This window comes from Corynebacterium pyruviciproducens ATCC BAA-1742 (assembly GCF_000411375.1).
Classification (GTDB): domain Bacteria; phylum Actinomycetota; class Actinomycetes; order Mycobacteriales; family Mycobacteriaceae; genus Corynebacterium; species Corynebacterium pyruviciproducens.
Genome location: NZ_KE150448.1, coordinates 184,333 through 202,019, shown reverse-complemented (window position 1 = coordinate 202,019; position 17,687 = coordinate 184,333). Strand labels below are relative to the sequence as shown.

Here is a 17,687-nt window from a genome sequence, read left to right as displayed (position 1 = left end):
TTTACTTGCCGAGTTTTGCGAGCTGCTTCTCCAGCTCCCTGGCATATTCCATGTAGTACTTTGTGTTTTCAGAGACAGTCGAGGGGTCGGGGTTGCCGGGTGTCAGGCTGATTCCAGACGACAGCAGTGAGCTTGTCGACGCATCCGGCTCCGGCTCCGGCGGCGGTGCCTGCTGCACGCGGGTGCTGGCTTGTGCTGTGCCGAGGACGGTGCCATCGTCGGCGGTCGCCGTGAACTCGAGTGTGTGCGCCTCGGTAGATGGCGTGTCCCACGTGATGTTCTTGAAGATGGCAAATCCGTGGTTGAAACGGGCGGTGTAGGCGGTCTTCGCCCCGTCAATAGTGACGGTTACGTTGCCGTGGATCCTGTCTGCTCGCTCCCCATCGGCGCCGACGTACTGCAGTGAATACCCGGCTTTCTGCCCGGTGAGGACATCGGTATCGGCGTACAAGAGGTGGAGTCCCTGCGGCTGGACCTGGTTCGCGGTTGCGGGGGCCGGCTCGGCGAGGGCGACTGGCTGAGTGAAAGTTAAAGGCACAAGAGTGGAGACGCATACGAGGAGTAAAGCGGATCTCTGGTGCATGGGCGATTCTCCCATCAAATTTGAGTTGACCTGTAGTGTAGCAATAACTCTATCCAGGTTCACTCCCTAGTTTATGGACCCAAAGTACCGGCGTGTCGCTTTTGTGAAAAACTCACATCCCCAGGTTTAGGGTATTTTAAACTCACCTAGTAAGGTGAGACTTGCCTAGCAAATACTTAGTCCAGTGATAACTATCACTGGAGCCAGCTTTTGAAAGGAAGTTGACCATGACGGCGATCACTTCGATGCCTACCCGCCCCGAGGTTTCACGGCGCCTTGCTGAACTCGGTCTGCGTCGCAACGTTGACGTTCAGCTTGGTGGCAAGACCTCCGGCGGTGGTCGTGTGGTCAGCGTCGGCAAGAGCCGTTACGCGCTGGATAAAGCGACCCTTCGCTCGCTCGGTCTCATCTAATTTTCTTTCCTGTGGCGGCGTGCGGGGTGGGGTCCGGTGCCGTCTTTCCGTTTTTACACTAGGGGATTATTTACCATGTCTGAAACCCAATCTGCGTCCACGGTAGCGCAGGCACCTAGCTGTGCGCACTGTGCGGCAGAGACATCTCCTGCTCCCAAGGGGTCACCGTCGGTGGCTCTTGTTGGAGCCCAGAACTCCGGCAAGTCTACGCTCTTTAACGCGTTGACTGGGTCCAAGGTGCGTACAGGTAACTGGCCGGGAACCTCTATTGAGGTGTCCCGTGGCGCCTGGGCCTTGTCCGACGGCGTTTGCGACCTCATCGATTTTCCTGGCACCTACTCATTGGATCCGATGAGCCCGGATGAGGCGCTCACTCGCGATCTCCTCCTTAATGTTCCGTTTGAGGAGCGTCCCGACGTGGTTGTTGCCACAGTGGACGCGACGGCGCTCGGCCGCAGTCTCTACATGGTTACGCAGCTTGTCGAGCACGGTTTCCACCTGCTTGTCGCCCTGACCAAGTGCGATTTGGCGGAGAAGCACGGCACGGAGATCAATGCGGCGCAGCTGGAGAAGGAGCTCGGGTTCCCCGTTATTCCCGTTGATGGTCGCCACCGCACGGGGCTCGCTGAGATCGAGGTCGCCGTCCGCGCCGCACTCATTGGTCCGACAACGAGCTGGCCGGAAAAGGACATCGAGGAACGATTCGAGATCATTGATCGCCTCGTCTCTGCGGCGGCTAGCGAGCATGAGACCGAACCAGGTTTGACGGAGAAGATCGACGCCGTCGCCCTGCACCCGGTTGGTGGTCCGATCGTGTTCCTCGCCGCGATGTTCGCGGTATTCCACATCACCATTACTCTTGCCGCACCCCTCCAGGATTGGGCCGAGGGCGTTATCACCGGCCCCGTTGCCGACGGCGCACGTTGGCTCCTGGAACAGGTCGGCTTGGATCATCCGCTCGTCACTGGCTTGCTTGTCGACGGCATCATCGGCGGTGTTGGCATGGTTGTCAGCTTCCTTCCGCTCATGGGCCTCATGTTCCTCTGCCTCGCCATCCTTGAGGATTCCGGCTATATGGCTCGCGCCGCAGTGGTGACGGACCGCACGATGCGGGCGATCGGGCTGCCCGGCAAGGCGTTTATCCCCATTGTCGTGGGGTTCGGCTGCAACGTGCCGGCGATTTCCGCCACGCGCGTTCTCGGTTCCCCGCGCCAACGGATCTTGACCTCCCTGCTCATTCCGTTTGCCTCGTGTTCGGCCCGGCTTGTCGTATTCCTCATGTTGGCCACCATCTTCTTCCCGGCCCACGCAAGCCTCGCGGTGTTCACCATGTACGTGGTCTCCATCCTGCTCATCGCGCTGACGGGTCTTATCCTCCGCCACACGCTGTGGAGGTCGATGCCCGACGAGCCGCTCATCATCGATCTCCCGGAGTACCAGCTGCCCACGGCGCGCCTGGCCGCCACGGTGACGTGGACACGCCTCAAGGGGTTCCTCCACGACGCGGCGACGGTCATCGTCGCCACTGTGACCGTTGTGTGGCTGCTCATGGCTATCCCTGTGAACGGCACGACGGAGCTCAACCCGCCGCCGGAGGAGTCCGCCTACGGGGCGGTGGCCCAGGCCGTAGCGCCCGTGTTCGAGCCCGCTGGCTTCGGTTCCTGGACCTTGTCCGGCCCGCTCATTACCGGGTTCGTGGCTAAGGAGGCTGTGATCTCCACCTGGGCCCAGATGTACGCCGTGGAGGATGTTACGGATGAAGCTCCGGACCAGCAGGCGGAGAGTTCCCTTGCCACCAACGTCCGGGCCGACTTCGAGCAATCCTCTGGCGGGCACCCACTCGCCGCGGTGTGGGCGTTCATGCTCTTCATGCTCGCGTACACGCCGTGCGTGGCAACGCTTGCAGCCCAGCGGCGCGAGATCGGGTGGAAGTGGACCATGTTCGGGTTCGGCGTGCAGCTCGTGTTCGCCTGGCTGCTCGCCGTCGGTGCCTTTAACCTGTTGAAGGTGTTCGGGCTATGAGTCCGGTGCAGTCTGTCCTGGCCTCGCTGAAGGAGGGGGCGACCTCCCGTGCCGAGGTGGCCCGCAGGTGTTCGCTGCAGCCGGCGACGGTGGATGCCGTCATTGAGTTTCTGGAGCGGTCGGGGAGGCTCACCCGTGAGGAGATGCGGTCGTGCGCCGGCAACTGTTCTTCCTGCGCCATTTCGAGCCGATGTGGCCGGGGCAGGGGTCCGGTACTCCTCAAACTTGAGTGCTAGCACTCTCAGGGGTAGAGTGCCAGAAGAGGTTGTTTTTGGATCTGGTTGTCCACCCGCGACGGCGGCCACCCGGAAACTAACCCGCTCAAATTCAACCACAAAAGCATGGAGGATTACCGTGGCACAGATTAAGCCGCTTGAGGATCGTATTCTCGTTCAGATCAACGAAGCCGAGACCACTACTGCATCGGGTCTGGTTATCCCGGATTCCGCGAAGGAGAAGCCGCAGCAGGCCACCGTTAAGGCTGTTGGCCCCGGCCGCTTCGAGGATGGCAAGCGCATTCCGCTGGACATCTCCGAGGGTGACGTTGTCGTGTTCTCCAAGTACGGCGGAACCGAGATTAAGTTCGACGGCGAAGAGTACCTCATCCTCTCCGCACGCGACATTCTGGCAGTCATCGAGGGTTAATCTGTATGTCGAAACTCATTGCATTTGATCAGGAAGCCCGCGAGGGGCTCCTGGCGGGAGTCGATGAGCTTGCCGACGCCGTCAAGGTGACCCTCGGCCCTCGCGGACGCAACGTCGTGTTGGACAAATCCTACGGTGCCCCCACCGTCACCAATGATGGCGTGACCATCGCCCGCGAGATTGATCTTTCCGCCCCGTTTGAAAACCTCGGCGCCCAGCTGGTCAAGTCGGTCGCCGTGAAGACGAACGACATAGCCGGCGACGGCACCACCACCGCCACCCTGCTCGCCCAGGCGCTCATCCGCCAGGGGCTGCGCAACGTGGCCGCGGGCGCGAACCCCATCGAGCTGAACAAGGGCATCGCCACCGCCACCGAGAAGACCGTTGAGCTGCTGCGCCAGCGCGCCACCGACGTGAGCTCCGCCAAAGAGATCGCGAACGTCGCCACGGTGAGCTCCCGCGACCCGGAGGTCGGCGAGCTGGTCGCCGGCGCGATGGAGAAGGTGGGCAAGGACGGTGTCGTCACCGTCGAGGAGTCACAGTCCATCGACACCACACTCGACATCACCGAGGGTGTGTCCTTTGACAAGGGCTTCCTTTCCCCGTACTTCATTACCGACGTGGACTCGCAGGAGGCAGTGCTGGAGAACCCGGCCATCCTGCTCGTTCGCAACAAGGTGAGCTCCCTGCCGGACTTCCTGCCCGTTCTGGAGAAGGTCGCCGGCGCGAACCGTCCGCTGTTCATCATTGCCGAGGATGTCGACGGCGAGCCGCTGCAGATGCTCGTGGTCAACGCCATCCGCAAGTCCCTCAAGGTGGCCGCCGTGAAGTCGCCGTACTTTGGCGAGCGCCGCAAGGCCTTCATGGATGATCTCGCCGTGGTCACCGGTGCTACCGTCATTGACCCCGAGGTCAGCATTACGCTTCGCGACGCCGGTGAGGAGCACTTCGGTACCGCTCGCCGTGTCACCATCACGAAGGACGAGACCGTCATTGTCGACGGTGCCGGCAGCGCCGAGGCCGTGGAGAAGCGCCGTGGACAGATCCGTCACCTCATCGAGACGACGGACTCCTCCTGGGATAAGGAGAAGGCAGAGGAGCGCCTGGCCAAGCTGTCCGGTGGCGTCGCCGTCATCCGCGTGGGTGCAGCCACCGAGACCGAGCAATCCGAACGCAAGCTCCGCGTGGAGGATGCCATCAACGCCGCGCGCGCCGCGGCCCAGGAAGGCATCGTCGCCGGCGGTGGCTCCGTCCTCGTCCAGATCGCCGAAGAGCTGCGCAGCTTTGCCGACGATTTTGAGGGCGACCAGAAGACGGGCGTTCTCGCCCTGGCCACCGCCCTGGATAAGCCCGCGTTCTGGATTGCGGAAAACGCTGGCCTCGACGGCTCCGTCGTAGTGAGCAAGATCCGCGAGCAAGACAACGGCGTTGGCTTCAACGCCGCCACCCTCGAGTACGACAACCTTATTGAGCAGGGGATTATTGACCCTGTCAAGGTCACGCACTCGGCAGTAGTCAACGCCACCTCTGTGGCCCGGATGGTTCTCACCACCGAGGCTTCCGTGGTGGATAAGCCCGCAGAATAATAAGCACAAGAAAGGGAGCCCACCGGGCTCCCTTTTTTTATACCTTCGCCATGGCTGCCACCGAGCGGTGCCGCTTGCGTGGGTGCAGTATGAGGTCCCGCTCCGATTCGCTCAGCCCGCCCCAGATGCCGTAGGGCTCGGCCACCTTGAGAGCGTGTTGCCTGCACTGCTCGAGGACGGGGCAGGAGCTGCAGATTGCTTTTGCGCGGTTCTCACGCCGGGTGCGGGCGCGTCCGCGCTCGCCTTCCGGGTGGAAGAAAAAGGATGAATCTTTGCCGCGGCACGAGCCGTGCGTTTGCCAATCCCACAAGGATAAACTAGGTCCAGGTAACTTTCGCGGTTGTGGCATCGGGTCACACTCCTCAACTGACTTATGACGAATAACAACTTAGAAGTTTTATGTACCTTTATGAACATGGGGTAGCACAACGGTTACAAGCGCATGACTAGCTGTAAACACCCCGGTAACAAACCCGGCGTGACCACGCATAATGCCGAAAGGTTAAGCCTGGGTGAATTTTTGACACCGTACGGTACGATAGGGGAATAATGAGTGAGATTGACGAGGAGTTAGCCCCGCTCGTCCCCCGGGCAGTGGAGGGCGACGCGCGTGCTTTGCGTGCCATCATCCGGATCATCCACCCCGCCGTCGTCCGCTACACGCGCGCCCGCATTTCCGGTGGCAAGATCCCAGGCGCCGACGACGTTGCCCAGGAGATCACGCTCGCCGTGGCGAACTCGATTACTCGCTACAAAGATCAGGGGCGGCCGTTCATGGCCTTTGTCTACGGCATCGCCTCCAACAAGGTTGCCGATGCCTACCGCGCCATGGGCCGCGACAAGACAACCCCCACCGACACCGTTCCAGAGTCCACAGATTCTGGCCTTACTCCCGAGGCATACGCCCTGGTAGAAGATGGTAGTAACAGAGTCAGGGAGATTCTCGATTGTTTAAGTGACAGGGCCCGCGAAATCATTATTTTGCGAGTGTTTGTTGGCTTAACCGCCGAGGAAACGGCGGAGATTGTAGGTTCTACTCCCGGCGCCGTGCGCGTCGCCCAGCACAGGGCGCTCGCCACGATGCGCAGGATGTACGAGAGTGAAGGTGTGAACGCACATGAGTGATGGTTCGCGATTCAGCGACGAAGCCGCCACCGATGCATTCCTGACGGCATTGTCCAGGGGCGAGGACCCCTCCGACGGCAACGACCCGTTCGCCGCAGATTTCGCAGCACTGGTGGGCGAGGTCTCTCGCGACATCCCCGCCGCCCCGCGCCCCGTCACGTCTCTCGACGATCGTCGCCGCGGCTGGAAGGGTTTCCTCGGCGCCGGCCTCGTGGGCGCCGCCGCCTCCGCGCTCGTCATCGCCGGCGTGGGCGGCGCGATCTTCAACTCCCAGCCTGGCGACGCCCTGTGGGCCGCCAACAAGTCACTGTTTGGCAACCACGCCGCCGTGGTGGAGCTCGCCTCCACCCTCCAGCAGGCCGACGACGCCCGCACCCGTGGCGACACAGACGGCGCCCTCGCGCTGCTCGAGCAGGCCCACGTTCTCGCCGCCGCGCTGGAGAATACGGCAACCCACGATGGGGACGTCGACAAGCCAGAAACCACGGAAACCGTTACTGTGACGGCCACCCCCAGCGAGCAACCACCTGCCGAGCCTACGACCACGGAGGCACAGCCCACCGTCACCGTCACGGAGACCACCACCGTCACCGTCGCGCCCGAGCCCACGCCTACCCCCCACCACCGTCGTCGCGCCGACGATGGCAACCGGGACCGTCGCTCCGGCCCCCACAACCACCCCCACGCACGCGCCGGAAATCGGCACGCCCCCGATCATCAATTAGCGGGCGTGGATGCCGTCCACAAACCCCAGGCAGTAATCCCACGGCAGGTAATCCTCCGGGTGCGCAAACGCGCTCGGCTCATGCACCGGCGTCAGCTCCCCGTCGAGCATCGCGCGATAGTGATCCGCCAGAATATCCCAATCATAAAAATGGTTCTCCTGGCAATCCTCGCAGAAGAAGAAAATGCCCCGGTACCCGCGCGGCGCAATGTGCTTCTTAAACTCACCCAACCAGCGCAAATCCTCCATCAGTGACGTGCGCTGCTCCGCCGACAGGGGGCGCTGCCCATCAGCGTCATCGTCCTCGATAAACGAGGCAGGATCGTTCGGATCACCGGCGAAAGGATCAATTGGCATAGACACAGCAACAAGCCTAGGGGTTCGGACCAAAGGTATCAATACGGGAACTATAGTGTGAGTATCTGCACAACCAACTGAATTTTAAGGAACCTCACGTGACTTCTACGCCCGTTCACACCGGTGGTGACAATCCCAACAAGGTAGCATTCACCGGACTCACCTTCGATGACGTCCTCCTCCTCCCCGCTGAATCCAACGTCATCCCCTCCGGAGTTCACACCAAGACGCGCCTGTCCCGCGGCATCGAACTCAACATCCCGATTCTCTCTGCCGCCATGGACACCGTCACCGAGGCCCGCATGGCCATCGCCATGGCCCGCCACGGCGGCATCGGCGTGCTCCACCGCAACCTCTCCGTGGAGGACCAGGTGCACGAGGTGGAGCGCGTCAAGCGCAGCGAATCCGGCATGATTACCGACCCTGTTGTTGCCACCCCCGACATGACCATCGCCCAGGTGGACGAGGTGTGCGGCAAGTACCACATCTCCGGCCTGCCCGTGGTGGACGAGAAGGGCAAGCTGCTTGGCATCTGCACCAACCGTGACATGCGCTTCGAGCCGGACATGAACCGCCTGGTTAAGGACGTCATGACGCCGATGCCGCTCGTGGTGGCCAAGGAGGGTGTGACCAAGGACGAGGCGCTCAAGCTGTTGTCCGAGCACCGCGTGGAGAAGCTGCCGATTGTGAAGGACGACAACACGCTCGTCGGCCTCATCACAGTGAAGGACTTTGTTAAGTCCGAGGCCTTCCCGCTGGCCACCAAGGACGAGGCCGGCCGACTGCGCGTAGCCGCCGGCGTGGGCACCAACAAGGATGCCTACGACCGCGGCGCCCAACTCATCGAGGCGGGCTGCGATGCCCTCGTGGTGGACACCGCCCACGCCCACAACAACTTCGCCCTGGAAATGGTCGCCCGCCTGAAGAAGGACTTTGGTGACCGCGCCCAGATCATCGGCGGCAACCTCGCCACCCGCTCCGCCGCGCAGGCCATGATCGACGCCGGTGCCGACGCCATCAAGGTGGGCATCGGCCCCGGCTCCATCTGCACCACCCGCGTCGTGGCAGGTGTGGGCGCCCCGCAGATCACCGCCATCCTCGAGGCCTCCGCCGCCGCCCACAAGGCCGGCGTGCCTGTCATCGCCGACGGCGGCATGCAGTACTCCGGCGACGTAGCCAAGGCGCTCGCCGCTGGTGCCTCCACCGTCATGCTCGGCTCCATGCTCGCCGGCACCACCGAGGCGCCCGGCGACGTTATCACCGTCGGCGGCAAGCAGTACAAGCGCTACCGTGGCATGGGCTCCATGGGTGCCATGCAGGGCCGCGGCCTCCACGGCGAGAAGCGCTCCTACTCCAAGGACCGCTACTTCCAGGCTAACGTCACCAGCGACGACAAGCTCGTGCCCGAGGGTATCGAGGGCCGCACCCCGTTCAAGGGCGACATCGATTCCGTCCTGCACCAGATCGTCGGCGGCCTGCGGGCCGCTATGGGCTACACCGGCTCCCACGAGATCGAGGACCTGTGGAAGGCCCAGTTTGTGCAGATCACCGCCGCCGGCCTGCGCGAGAGCCACCCGCACGATATCCAGATGACCGTCGCCGCCCCCAACTACGAACTGCGCTAGGAGAAGCAAGGACATGCGCGAACACAAAGAAATCGGCATCGGGCGCGAGGCCCGCACCACCTACCACCTCGACGACGTTGCCGTCGTCCCGTCGCGGCGCACCCGCAGCTCCAAGGACGTGGACACGCGCTGGAAGATCGACGCCTACGAGTTCGAGACCCCGTTCCTGTCCCACGCCACCGATGCGCTGGCCACCCCCGAGTTCATCATTGAGATGGACAAGCAGGGCGGGCTGGGCGTCATCAACGCCGAGGGCCTGTGGGGCCGGGAAACGGACCTCAACGCCGCCATCGAGCAGATCCGCGAGGCGCTCGAGGACGAGGACGACGAGTGGGCCGCCACCCGCGTGCTCCAGCAGATGCACCAGAAGGAGCTCGATCTCGATCTCCTCGGCGAGCGCATCGCCGCCGTCCGTTCCGCCGGCGCCATCGTCGCCGTGCGCGTCTCCCCGCAGCACGCCCGCGAGCTCGCCCCGGTCCTCCAGCAGGCGGGCCTCCACCTACTCGTGGTGCAGGGCACCGTGGTGTCCGCCGAGCACGTGACCAAGGAGGGCGAGCCACTCAACCTCAAGGAGTTCATCGGCTCCCTGGACACGCCCGTCATCGCCGGGTCCGTGTCGGATTACCACACGGCGCTGCACCTCATGCGCACGGGTGCCGCAGGTGTCATCATCGGCGCGGGTGACACCACCAACTGGGCCACCAGCGGCATCAACACCCCGATGGCCACCGCCATCGCCGATGCCGCCGCCGCCCGCCGCGATTACCTCGACGAGACCGGTGGCCGCTACGTGCACATCATCGCCGACGGCGAGATCGAGCTCACCGGCGACGCCGTCAAGGCGATCGCCTGCGGCGCGGATGCCGTCACCCTCGGCGCGCCCCTGGCCAAGGCCAAGGAGGCCGCGGGCGAGGGCCTGTACTGGCAGGCGTCGGCCGCGCACCCGAAGTTCCCGCGCTCGCTCGTGGAGCAGGTGCAGGAGCGTGACGAGCTGGTCAGCCTGGAGCAGGTGCTCCATGGGCCGAGTTCCAGCCCGCTCGGTGAGTACAACTTCAATGGTGCGTTGCGCCGCAGCTTGGGTAAGTGCGGCTACACGGACCTGAAGAGTTTCCAGAAGGTCCAGCTGGACCTGGTGTAAGTTACACCCACGCCATCGCGCCGAGCATCGCTACCGGGTGCTCGTTGCGGTGCTTGGGTCCGCCGCCGGGTGGCGGGATCCGGTAGGTCACGCCCCGGATTTTCACGAGCCGCCCGTGCCGGGGGTTGTTGGCCCACCCGTTGTGGAACGCGCACAGCGGGGAGAGGTTGGCGATGTTTGTTGGCCCGCCCGCTTTCCACGGTATGTTGTGGTTGATTTCGCACTCGTCGGCGGGTTTTGTGCAGCCGGGCCACGCGCACATGGGGGATTCGGCCTTGGCCATGATCCGCTGCTTGACGGTGGCGGTGCGTTTGAATCTGTAGACGTCGACGGCGCCTTCGACGGGGTGGACGAGGACCACGTGGCCCGCGTCGAGGAAGGCGCGCTCGGCGAGCTGGGCACCGGTGAGGCGGGAGCCGTCGGTAAGCCCGACGATGATGTCGTCTCCCTCGCCCCGCTCAATTTTCGTGCCCGCTTCCAGGCCCACAATGATGGTGGTGCGCGCCGGTGCCACGGGTCCTCCCTCCACAAGTAGCTTGACGACGGCTTCCCCCAACGTAATCCCGCACTTTTGCGCTAGCTTCCGGGCCTCAAGCTCCTTCTGTCTGAGGGTGTGCTCGTCAGCCTCAAGGACGAGCTTGCGGCGCAGCGTGTTCTTCACATCGCAGAAGTGGGCCTTGGGCGTGGCGTCTGTGTCCTCGTCCACGTGGGGGTTCCACGCTTCAATGAGACGCTTGGCCTCCCTCCTGATGTCGCCGGCGTGGCCCCGCACGGCGGTGAGTACCTTGCGCATGGGCCACGCGTTCTTTTTATTCTTAAGCTTCTTTACCTGTTTTTCTATGAGCAGCAACTTATCCAGGGACTTGGCCGTGGCATGCGCAGCTGCCACTGAGGCGGCCTGCACGCGCGAGTAATTCGTCCTGCGGTAGTACACCTGCGCCAGTTTTTCCAGGTCTTTTGCCTGGTCGCGGCTGTACCCGTAGCGCATTATGTCGGTGTACGACATACCTGCGCCGCCCTCCACAATCGCCATTCCTTGCGCTTGCAGAGCCCCCAATTGCTCAAAAGGATTGTCCCCCATAGCTCGAAATCATAAAACCACCCGTGTGGGCCCGCAACCGGAACGGGAATAATGGCAGGTGGGTTAGAATGTTAGGCGTGACTCAAGGCCCAGTATTAGTTGTAGATTTCGGCGCCCAGTACGCGCAGCTCATTGCTCGCCGCGTGCGTGAGGCGCGCATGTACTCCGAGGTTATTCCTCACACGATGCCGGTGGAAGAGGTGAAAGCCAAGAACCCAGCCGCGCTTATCCTTTCCGGTGGCCCCTCGTCGGTGTACGAGGACGGTGCCCCCGCCCTCCAAGAGGGCCTGTTGGAGCTCGGCGTTCCCGTGTTCGGCATTTGTTACGGTTTCCAGGCGATGACCAACGCCCTGGGTGGCACGGTGGCCGCCACGGGTGACCGCGAGTACGGCCGCACGAAGCTGGAGCCCACCGACGGCGTGCTGCACGAGGGCTTGGATGAGCACAACGTGTGGATGAGCCACGGCGATTCCGTGAGCAAGGCCCCGGAGGGCTTCACGGTGACGGCGACATCGGCGGGTGCGCCGGTGGCGGCGTTCGAGTGCCCGGCGAAGAAGATGGCGGGCGTGCAGTACCACCCCGAGGTGCTCCATTCCGAGCACGGCCAGGAGGTGCTCACGCGGTTCCTCACGGAGATCGCCGGCTTGAAGCAGGAGTGGACGGCGGAGAATATCGCCGACGAGCTCGTGGAGAAGGTCAAAAAGCAGATCGGTGACGGGCGGGCGATCTGTGGCCTGTCTGGTGGCGTCGATTCGGCGGTGGCGGCGGCGATTGTCCAGCGCGCTATCGGCGACCGTCTCACCTGCGTGTTCGTGGATCATGGCTTGTTGCGCGCGGGGGAGCGTCAGCAGGTGGAGGAGGACTTTGTCAAGGCGACGGGCGCGAAGCTCGTCACGGTGGACGAGTCCGAGGCGTTCCTGTCCAAGCTTGCCGGCGTGACGGACCCGGAGGCGAAGCGCAAGGCGATCGGTGCGGAGTTCATCCGTTCCTTCGAGCGCGCGGTCGCCGGCGTCCTCGACGGCCAGGACGTGGGCTTTTTGGTCCAGGGCACCCTGTACCCGGACGTTGTTGAGTCGGGTGGTGGGTCCGGCACCGCCAACATCAAGAGCCACCACAACGTCGGTGGGCTTCCCGACGACGTGGAGTTCGAGCTTGTTGAACCGTTGCGGTTGCTCTTCAAGGATGAAGTGCGCGCCGTGGGCCGCGAGCTCGGGTTGCCCGAGGTGATCGTCGGCAGGCAGCCGTTCCCCGGCCCGGGGCTTGGCATCCGCATCATCGGTGAGGTGACCCGCGCGCGCCTCGATATCTTGCGCGCCGCCGATCTCATCGTCCGCACCGAGCTCACCGACGCCGGCCTCGATTCCGAGATCTGGCAGTGCCCCGTTGTGTTGCTTGCCGACGTCCACTCCGTCGGCGTCCAGGGCGATGGCCGCACCTACGGCCACCCCATCGTCCTGCGCCCCGTGAGCTCCGAGGACGCCATGACGGCCGACTGGACCCGCGTCCCCTACGACGTTTTGGAGAAGATCTCCACCCGCATCACCAACGAGGTGCCGGAGATCAACCGCGTGGTCCTCGACGTCACCTCGAAGCCCCCGGCGACGATTGAGTGGGAGTAGTTTTCGCGCGGTAGTGCACCGTCACGGCGGCTATAACTGAATTTTCTTCAGCGCCTTTTCAATGTCCTTCACCAGTGCCTCCATATCCTCCTCGGTTTCATCGGGAGAGATGGTGCACAGGCGGAGGACATTCTTGCCGTTGAGGGTGGTGGTCCAGATGCCGGCGATGTTGTGGCGACGGAGGTATTCCGCAAGCGCCACATTCTTTGCCTCGTCGCCGGTGGTGAACGTGACGATGGCATGGCATGCCGGGGTGACGATGCTGATGCCCTCGACGGACTGGATCTCCTTTTCAAACAGCTCGGCCACGGAGATGGAACTGTCGATCATTTGCGACAGCCGCTCGGTGCCGACGGTCTGCAGCGTGAGCCACAGGCGCGGGGCGCGGGCGGGCCGGGTTAGTTCCGGGCCCATGTCCCACCAGTCCGGGTTGTGCGAGCCGCCCTCCACGTCCTGCAGGTATTCGCCGCCGGCGCTAAACGAGCGCACGAGGTCCGCGCGGTTCTTCACCAGCACCATGGCGAGCCCGTAGGTTTGGAACAGCCACTTGTGGCCGTCCCACGCCATGGAGTCGCAGCGCTCCACGCCACGGGCGTCCGCCTTGCGGGAGCTGAGCACCACCGAGCCGCCGTAGGCCCCGTCGACGTGGAACCACAGGTCAAACTCGTCGCACAGGTCAGCGATGGCATCGAGCGGGTCGATGGCGCCGGTGTTGGTCGTGCCACACGTGCCCACCACGGCGAACGGAAGGAGGCCCTCTTTCTTGTCCGCCTCGATGGCCTGGCGCAGCACAGTGGGCTGCATCCGGAACGCGTCATCCACCGGCAGCGTGCGGATGTGGGAGATGCCGAGGATACGCAGGGCCTTGTTCACGGAGGAGTGGGTTTGCTCGGTGGTGTAGACCACCGCGCGCGGGATCTGGTCCAGTGGCACGCGGGACTCGCGGGCCGCCATGAGCCCGGTGAGGTTTGCCATGGAGCCGCCGGAAACGAGGATCCCACCGCGGTTGGGGGCGCTGATGCCTGCGGCCTCGCAGGCCCAGTCGATGACCTGTTTTTCTAAGGCGCTCGCGCCGGGGGACTGGGCCCAGTTGGAGGCGTGCGGGTTGTAGGCGGTGGCGATGACGTCGCCAAGCCAGGAGACGGACTGGGCCGGGCCGGGAATAAAACCAAAGAAGCGAGGGTGACGGAGGTTGGAGTCGTGCTCCAGGACGTCGACAAGCTCCTTCGTAGCTTCCGCAAGGGGGCGACCAACCGCGGGAATCGCCGTGGGGGAGACCTGCTGGCGATCCTCCTGACGGGTGAGGAAATCCGCACCGGGGGCGTAGGAGCGGGGATCGTAATCGTTGAAAATAGTCCCGATGAACTGGGTGGCCAGCTCCGGGACGCGCGGGTTAAAAGTTACAGGATTACTAGTCACATTCTTCTAGATTACCCCCTCGCTCTTACAGGTACGCCGCCAGCCGTGTCCCATCTATGTGGGGGAATACAACCCACGTGCCGGCAAACCCGGCGAGGAAGACGACGCCCGTCAAAACGGGGTGCGCGGGCGCCATGAGTGGGCTCACCATGAGCAGCGCCCACAGGGGAAACAGGGGAAGAAAGAACTGCACCTTGCTGCGGCCCGTGGAGGCGAACCCGCCGTGGGCCGCATAGTACCCGCGAAGCTCGCGCCGGTACGGGTGGGTGAGCGTGACGGCGACGGCCGCGATAACCGCCACCAGCGCCAGCGGCGCCGACCACGACATAGGCAGGCTCGTGGTCATGACGGCGGTGGCCACGCCCGCCAGTGCGCTGGCGCCGATGCGCACGAGCGGCGGGGCGTCGATGGGGGTGTGGTGGGAGCGCATGGTGCCGTAATACATGGCCATCATGGTACTTGACGGTGCCCGGGGCGGGGCAGTAAGTTAGGGAACATGGTGGGAACGAGCGTTCTAAAAGGGGAGGTGTTCGAAAACCGTGAAGCACGGATCGCGCACCTTCGCGCGCGCATGGCAAAAATGGGTGTGCCCGACTCGTTCCACGCCCCTGGCGTTACAAAAGACGATGTTGTGGCGGTTTCCGGCCCGCTTTCCGCGCTCCTTTCCGGCGGTGGCCTGCCCCGCCGGGCGGTGACGCACATGAACGAGTGCGCGGCGCTCGCCGTCGAGATTATCGCACACGCGTCCAGCGCGGGCGATAGCGTGGCGGTGGTGGGCTGGCCGGAGCTTATCGTCACGGGGGACACGGTGCTTGTTGTGCCGGATGCCGGTGTCGACCCGCTGCACGTGGTGGGGGTGCTGGCTCAGAACGTGGACCTCGTCGTATTCCATACCGCCCGCGCCTGGTCTGTGCCGCCGACGGTGGCCCGGCCACTCGGCGCGAAGCTGCGCGAGGGCACGGCGGCGCTCGTCACCGTGGGTGCGCACCTGCCGTCGTCGGCGCTGACGCTCACCGGCGAGGTGACGGGCTTTGCGGGGATCTCGCGCGGCACGGGGCGGATCCGCTCCATTGAGGTGAGCGTGCGGGCGGAGACGAAAGCGCGGCAGGCGCGCACGGGGTCGCTGTACATCGGCCAGCAGCCGCCGGAAAAGCCAACGCTGCGGGTGGTGTAGCCGATGCGCGTCATGGCGCTGTGGTTTCCGGATTGGCCGATCCACGCCGCCGACCTGGCTGGCGCTCCCGCTGCGGTGACGGACAACGGTGCGGTGTGGGTGGCCAACGCCGCGGCCCGGGCGCGGGGTGTGCGCCGGGGGATGCGGTTGCGCGCCGCGCAGGCGCTCGTCCCCGGGTTGCGCTCTGCGCCGCGGGATGTGGACCGGGATGCGCGCGTGTTCGAGCCGATCGTCGCCGGCCTGGACGATGTGGCCTCCACCGTCGAGGTGTATCGCCCGGGGCTCGTGGTGGTGGACATGCGCGCCGCCGCGAAGTTCCACGGCAGTGAGGAGGCCGCCGCCGAGAAGCTTCTCGACGCCGCGGCTTGCCGTGGTGTGGACTGTTACGGTGGCATCGCTGACGAGGTCACCACCGCCTTCATCGCCGCCCGCGCCGAGGCCATCGTCCCGTCCGGTGGCTCACAGGCGTTCCTTGCTACCCAGCCCGTCTCCGTGCTGGCCTCCGAGGAGGCTCTCCACTGCGACCCAGAGGTGGTGCGGAAGTTCGTGGACCTCGGCGTGCGCACCCTGGGGGAGCTTGCGGCCCTGCCCTCCACCGCCATCACCACCAGGTTTGGCACCGCGGGCGCGCGCTGCCACGCCATCGCCCGCGCCGACCCCGGCCGGAAGGTCTCCTCCGCGGTGCCCGTGCCCGAGCTTGCGGTGACGATGGTCCCCGAGGATCCCATCTCGCGTGTCGACGCCGCGGCGTTCGCCGCCCGCCACCTCGCCGCGCGGCTCCACGCCAGGCTCGCCGGCGCGGGGCTAACATGCGTGCGCCTCAAGGTCACCGCCGTCATGACGGGCGGGGAGACCGTCGAGCGCGTGTGGCACACCCGCGAGGAACTCAACGAGGATACCACCGCCGACCGCGTGCGCTGGCAGCTCGACGGCTGGCTCACCGCCCGCACCACCCAGGCGGAGGCCGGCGGGATCATCGAGTTCACCCTCACGCCGCTGGAATGTCACCCGCCGGACTCCACGGGCCTGTGGAACAGCGGAAACGCGAAGAAACAGCAGGCGCGCCGGGCCGCGATGCGGCTGCAGTCCACCCTCGGCACCGACAAGGTTCTTGTGCCCGTCGCCAGCGGCGGTCGCAGCCCCGTGGAGCGCGTCGAGCTCGTCCCCTTCGGTGAGCAGCGCGCCCCCGCGCGCCCGGTGGAGGGGCCGTGGTTGGGACAGATCCCGGCCCCGTACCCAGCCAGGCGCGGTGGGGGAGAAAACCACCCGGCGTCGCACCTCCAGATCGTCGACAAGCAAGGGACAGGGGTGGAGATCGACGGGGAGGCGCAGCTGACGGGGGAGCCCTTCGCGCTGGCGTGGGGGGAGAAGCGGTACGAGGTGACGGCGTGGGCCGGGCCGTGGCCCGTGGACGGGCGCTGGTGGGAGGGCGACGGCGCCGGACGCGCCAGGATGCAGGTGGTGGGCCGGGAAGTGCGCACGAATCGCCAGCACGCGTGGCTCATCGTGTGGAGCCACGGGCGCTGGAGTATCGAGGCGGTATACGGCTAGTCGGTGATGACATCCACCACGAGCCGCGTCGGGTTGGTCAGCACACCGACGGCGAACGGCTTCTTGGGGCCGTTGATGCCCACAATGTACTGGCTTTGTGCCTCGAACATGCCCCCGTCGAGGATGTCCTTCACCACCTGCTCGTTCGGGGTGGTGGACAGTGTGCGCGCTTCCTGGCCCACCTCGAACGGGTACGCTGTGCCATCAATCATCACCTGCAGGTACGAATCACCGGCGGGGACGAGGGGGAAACCGCTGGCCTGCTGCGCGGGCTCGTCGGTATAGGAAACAAAGTAACCGGGCGTGCCGGTGCCCTCAAGGTCGAAGACGATGCGGTCGAAGCCCTGGTGGTGGCCGACGCGGATATTAGTGGCCAGCAGCTGCGCGCCGCCCTCGGGGTAGCCGGTCTTGTTGTCCAGGCTGGCCTCGCCGATGGGTGACGTGTTATCGGTAGCGGTATCGGCGGTGGCGGGGGCTTCCACCGCGGACTTCACCGTCTCGGCGGGGCTTGTCACCGTTGTGGTGGATGCCGTCGGGGCAGCCTCGTCCTCCGGTGAGCAGCTCACGAGGGCGAGCGCGGTTGCAAGGCATGTTACGCAAGTGACGATTGGTTTCATAACTCCAC

At 64.7% G+C, this 17,687-nt stretch carries 19 protein-coding genes; 11 read left to right on the top strand and 8 right to left on the bottom strand.

Features of this window, described 5'->3' with window-relative positions:
* Nucleotide 1: 1 nt before the first annotated feature.
* The gene (locus HMPREF1219_RS10430; protein WP_016458899.1) at nt 2-583 is read right to left on the bottom strand and encodes a hypothetical protein; all 582 of its coding nucleotides are present in this window, start codon (nt 581-583) and stop codon (nt 2-4) included.
* Nucleotides 584-810: 227 nt separating this feature from the next.
* On the opposite strand from HMPREF1219_RS10430, the gene HMPREF1219_RS10425 reads away from it, so the two are divergent.
* From HMPREF1219_RS10425 to groL, 5 genes are all read left to right on the top strand, one after another.
* On the top strand, nt 811-996 hold the full coding sequence (locus HMPREF1219_RS10425) for a FeoA domain-containing protein (RefSeq protein ID WP_005390427.1): 186 nt from the start codon (nt 811-813) through the stop codon (nt 994-996).
* A gap of 171 nt (nt 997-1,167) precedes the next feature.
* Nucleotides 1,168-3,018, top strand: coding sequence for a ferrous iron transport protein B (gene feoB, locus HMPREF1219_RS10420; RefSeq protein ID WP_040427765.1), 1,851 nt, complete (start codon nt 1,168-1,170; stop codon nt 3,016-3,018).
* Nucleotides 3,015-3,254, top strand: a complete 240-nt coding sequence (locus HMPREF1219_RS10415) for a FeoC-like transcriptional regulator (protein ID WP_016458897.1) — start codon at nt 3,015-3,017, stop codon at nt 3,252-3,254. The genes feoB and HMPREF1219_RS10415 overlap by 4 nt, the downstream gene beginning before the upstream one ends.
* 118 nt (nt 3,255-3,372) lie before the next feature.
* Nucleotides 3,373-3,663: a co-chaperone GroES gene (gene groES, locus HMPREF1219_RS10410; RefSeq protein ID WP_016458896.1), complete on the top strand. Its 291-nt coding sequence runs from the start codon at nt 3,373-3,375 to the stop codon at nt 3,661-3,663.
* A 5-nt stretch (nt 3,664-3,668) separates the two neighbouring features.
* On the top strand, nt 3,669-5,249 hold the full coding sequence (gene groL, locus HMPREF1219_RS10405) for a chaperonin GroEL (protein ID WP_016458895.1): 1,581 nt from the start codon (nt 3,669-3,671) through the stop codon (nt 5,247-5,249).
* Nucleotides 5,250-5,286: 37 nt separating this feature from the next.
* Here the strand turns inward: groL and HMPREF1219_RS10400 are convergent, their stop codons facing one another.
* Entirely contained in the window at nt 5,287-5,598 is a 312-nt protein-coding gene (locus tag HMPREF1219_RS10400; RefSeq protein ID WP_016458894.1) for a WhiB family transcriptional regulator, read from the bottom strand.
* A 200-nt stretch (nt 5,599-5,798) separates the two neighbouring features.
* Here HMPREF1219_RS10400 and HMPREF1219_RS10395 point away from each other — a divergent pair, with 200 nt between their 5' ends.
* Complete coding sequence (locus HMPREF1219_RS10395; RefSeq protein WP_016458893.1) at nt 5,799-6,374, top strand: sigma-70 family RNA polymerase sigma factor; 576 nt, start codon at nt 5,799-5,801, stop codon at nt 6,372-6,374.
* Nucleotides 6,375-6,678: 304 nt separating this feature from the next.
* On the opposite strand, the gene HMPREF1219_RS13295 is transcribed toward HMPREF1219_RS10395, so the two are convergent.
* Nucleotides 6,679-7,080, bottom strand: a complete 402-nt coding sequence (locus HMPREF1219_RS13295) for a hypothetical protein (RefSeq protein ID WP_245554462.1) — start codon at nt 7,078-7,080, stop codon at nt 6,679-6,681.
* Nucleotides 7,081-7,095: 15 nt separating this feature from the next.
* A complete protein-coding gene (locus HMPREF1219_RS12350; protein ID WP_051120566.1) occupies nt 7,096-7,455 on the bottom strand; it encodes a DUF5319 domain-containing protein in 360 nt (119 codons plus the stop codon).
* 98 nt (nt 7,456-7,553) lie between these two features.
* Between HMPREF1219_RS12350 and guaB the strand changes: the two genes are divergently transcribed.
* The gene (guaB, locus tag HMPREF1219_RS10385) at nt 7,554-9,080 is read left to right on the top strand and encodes an IMP dehydrogenase (RefSeq protein ID WP_016458891.1); all 1,527 of its coding nucleotides are present in this window, start codon (nt 7,554-7,556) and stop codon (nt 9,078-9,080) included.
* Nucleotides 9,081-9,093: 13 nt separating this feature from the next.
* Nucleotides 9,094-10,218 carry a GuaB3 family IMP dehydrogenase-related protein gene (locus HMPREF1219_RS10380; protein ID WP_016458890.1) on the top strand — a complete coding sequence of 375 codons (1,125 nt, stop codon included), beginning with the start codon at nt 9,094-9,096 and terminating at the stop codon, nt 10,216-10,218.
* Nucleotide 10,219: 1 nt separating this feature from the next.
* On the opposite strand, the gene HMPREF1219_RS10375 is transcribed toward HMPREF1219_RS10380, so the two are convergent.
* Nucleotides 10,220-11,224 carry an HNH endonuclease signature motif containing protein gene (locus HMPREF1219_RS10375; RefSeq protein WP_245554461.1) on the bottom strand — a complete coding sequence of 335 codons (1,005 nt, stop codon included), beginning with the start codon at nt 11,222-11,224 and terminating at the stop codon, nt 10,220-10,222.
* A 152-nt stretch (nt 11,225-11,376) separates the two neighbouring features.
* Between HMPREF1219_RS10375 and guaA the strand changes: the two genes are divergently transcribed.
* Nucleotides 11,377-12,918: a glutamine-hydrolyzing GMP synthase gene (gene guaA / locus HMPREF1219_RS10370; RefSeq protein ID WP_245554460.1), complete on the top strand. Its 1,542-nt coding sequence runs from the start codon at nt 11,377-11,379 to the stop codon at nt 12,916-12,918.
* A gap of 30 nt (nt 12,919-12,948) precedes the next feature.
* Here the strand turns inward: guaA and HMPREF1219_RS10365 are convergent, their stop codons facing one another.
* Entirely contained in the window at nt 12,949-14,337 is a 1,389-nt protein-coding gene (locus HMPREF1219_RS10365; protein WP_016458887.1) for a pyridoxal phosphate-dependent decarboxylase family protein, read from the bottom strand.
* Between the two features lie 25 nt (nt 14,338-14,362).
* Entirely contained in the window at nt 14,363-14,791 is a 429-nt protein-coding gene (locus tag HMPREF1219_RS10360) for a hypothetical protein (RefSeq protein WP_016458886.1), read from the bottom strand.
* A gap of 72 nt (nt 14,792-14,863) precedes the next feature.
* Between HMPREF1219_RS10360 and HMPREF1219_RS10355 the strand changes: the two genes are divergently transcribed.
* A complete protein-coding gene (locus HMPREF1219_RS10355; RefSeq protein WP_245554459.1) occupies nt 14,864-15,511 on the top strand; it encodes a hypothetical protein in 648 nt (215 codons plus the stop codon).
* Nucleotides 15,512-15,514: 3 nt separating this feature from the next.
* Nucleotides 15,515-17,062 carry a Y-family DNA polymerase gene (locus HMPREF1219_RS10350; protein ID WP_016458884.1) on the top strand — a complete coding sequence of 516 codons (1,548 nt, stop codon included), beginning with the start codon at nt 15,515-15,517 and terminating at the stop codon, nt 17,060-17,062.
* On the opposite strand, the gene HMPREF1219_RS10345 is transcribed toward HMPREF1219_RS10350, so the two are convergent.
* Nucleotides 17,059-17,679, bottom strand: coding sequence for an AMIN-like domain-containing (lipo)protein (locus HMPREF1219_RS10345; protein ID WP_016458883.1), 621 nt, complete (start codon nt 17,677-17,679; stop codon nt 17,059-17,061). The two genes, HMPREF1219_RS10350 and HMPREF1219_RS10345, sit on opposite strands and share 4 nt — an antisense overlap.
* Nucleotides 17,680-17,687: the final 8 nt, after the last annotated feature.

Bases quoted from the DNA above. Each gene is read 5' to 3' on its own strand.
- groL (WP_016458895.1), top strand. From the start codon at position 3,669: ATGTCGAAACTCATTGCATTTGATCAGGAAGCCCGCGAGGGGCTCCTG.
- HMPREF1219_RS10360 (WP_016458886.1), bottom strand. From the start codon at position 14,791: ATGATGGCCATGTATTACGGCACCATGCGCTCCCACCACACCCCCATC.
- HMPREF1219_RS10425 (WP_005390427.1), top strand. From the start codon at position 811: ATGACGGCGATCACTTCGATGCCTACCCGCCCCGAGGTTTCACGGCGC.
- HMPREF1219_RS12350 (WP_051120566.1), bottom strand. From the start codon at position 7,455: ATGCCAATTGATCCTTTCGCCGGTGATCCGAACGATCCTGCCTCGTTT.
- HMPREF1219_RS10345 (WP_016458883.1), bottom strand. From the start codon at position 17,679: ATGAAACCAATCGTCACTTGCGTAACATGCCTTGCAACCGCGCTCGCC.
- HMPREF1219_RS10400 (WP_016458894.1), bottom strand. From the start codon at position 5,598: ATGCCACAACCGCGAAAGTTACCTGGACCTAGTTTATCCTTGTGGGAT.
- HMPREF1219_RS10430 (WP_016458899.1), bottom strand. From the start codon at position 583: ATGCACCAGAGATCCGCTTTACTCCTCGTATGCGTCTCCACTCTTGTG.
- HMPREF1219_RS10395 (WP_016458893.1), top strand. From the start codon at position 5,799: ATGAGTGAGATTGACGAGGAGTTAGCCCCGCTCGTCCCCCGGGCAGTG.
- HMPREF1219_RS10375 (WP_245554461.1), bottom strand. From the start codon at position 11,224: ATGTCGTACACCGACATAATGCGCTACGGGTACAGCCGCGACCAGGCA.
- HMPREF1219_RS10350 (WP_016458884.1), top strand. From the start codon at position 15,515: ATGCGCGTCATGGCGCTGTGGTTTCCGGATTGGCCGATCCACGCCGCC.
- HMPREF1219_RS10415 (WP_016458897.1), top strand. From the start codon at position 3,015: ATGAGTCCGGTGCAGTCTGTCCTGGCCTCGCTGAAGGAGGGGGCGACC.
- HMPREF1219_RS10380 (WP_016458890.1), top strand. From the start codon at position 9,094: ATGCGCGAACACAAAGAAATCGGCATCGGGCGCGAGGCCCGCACCACC.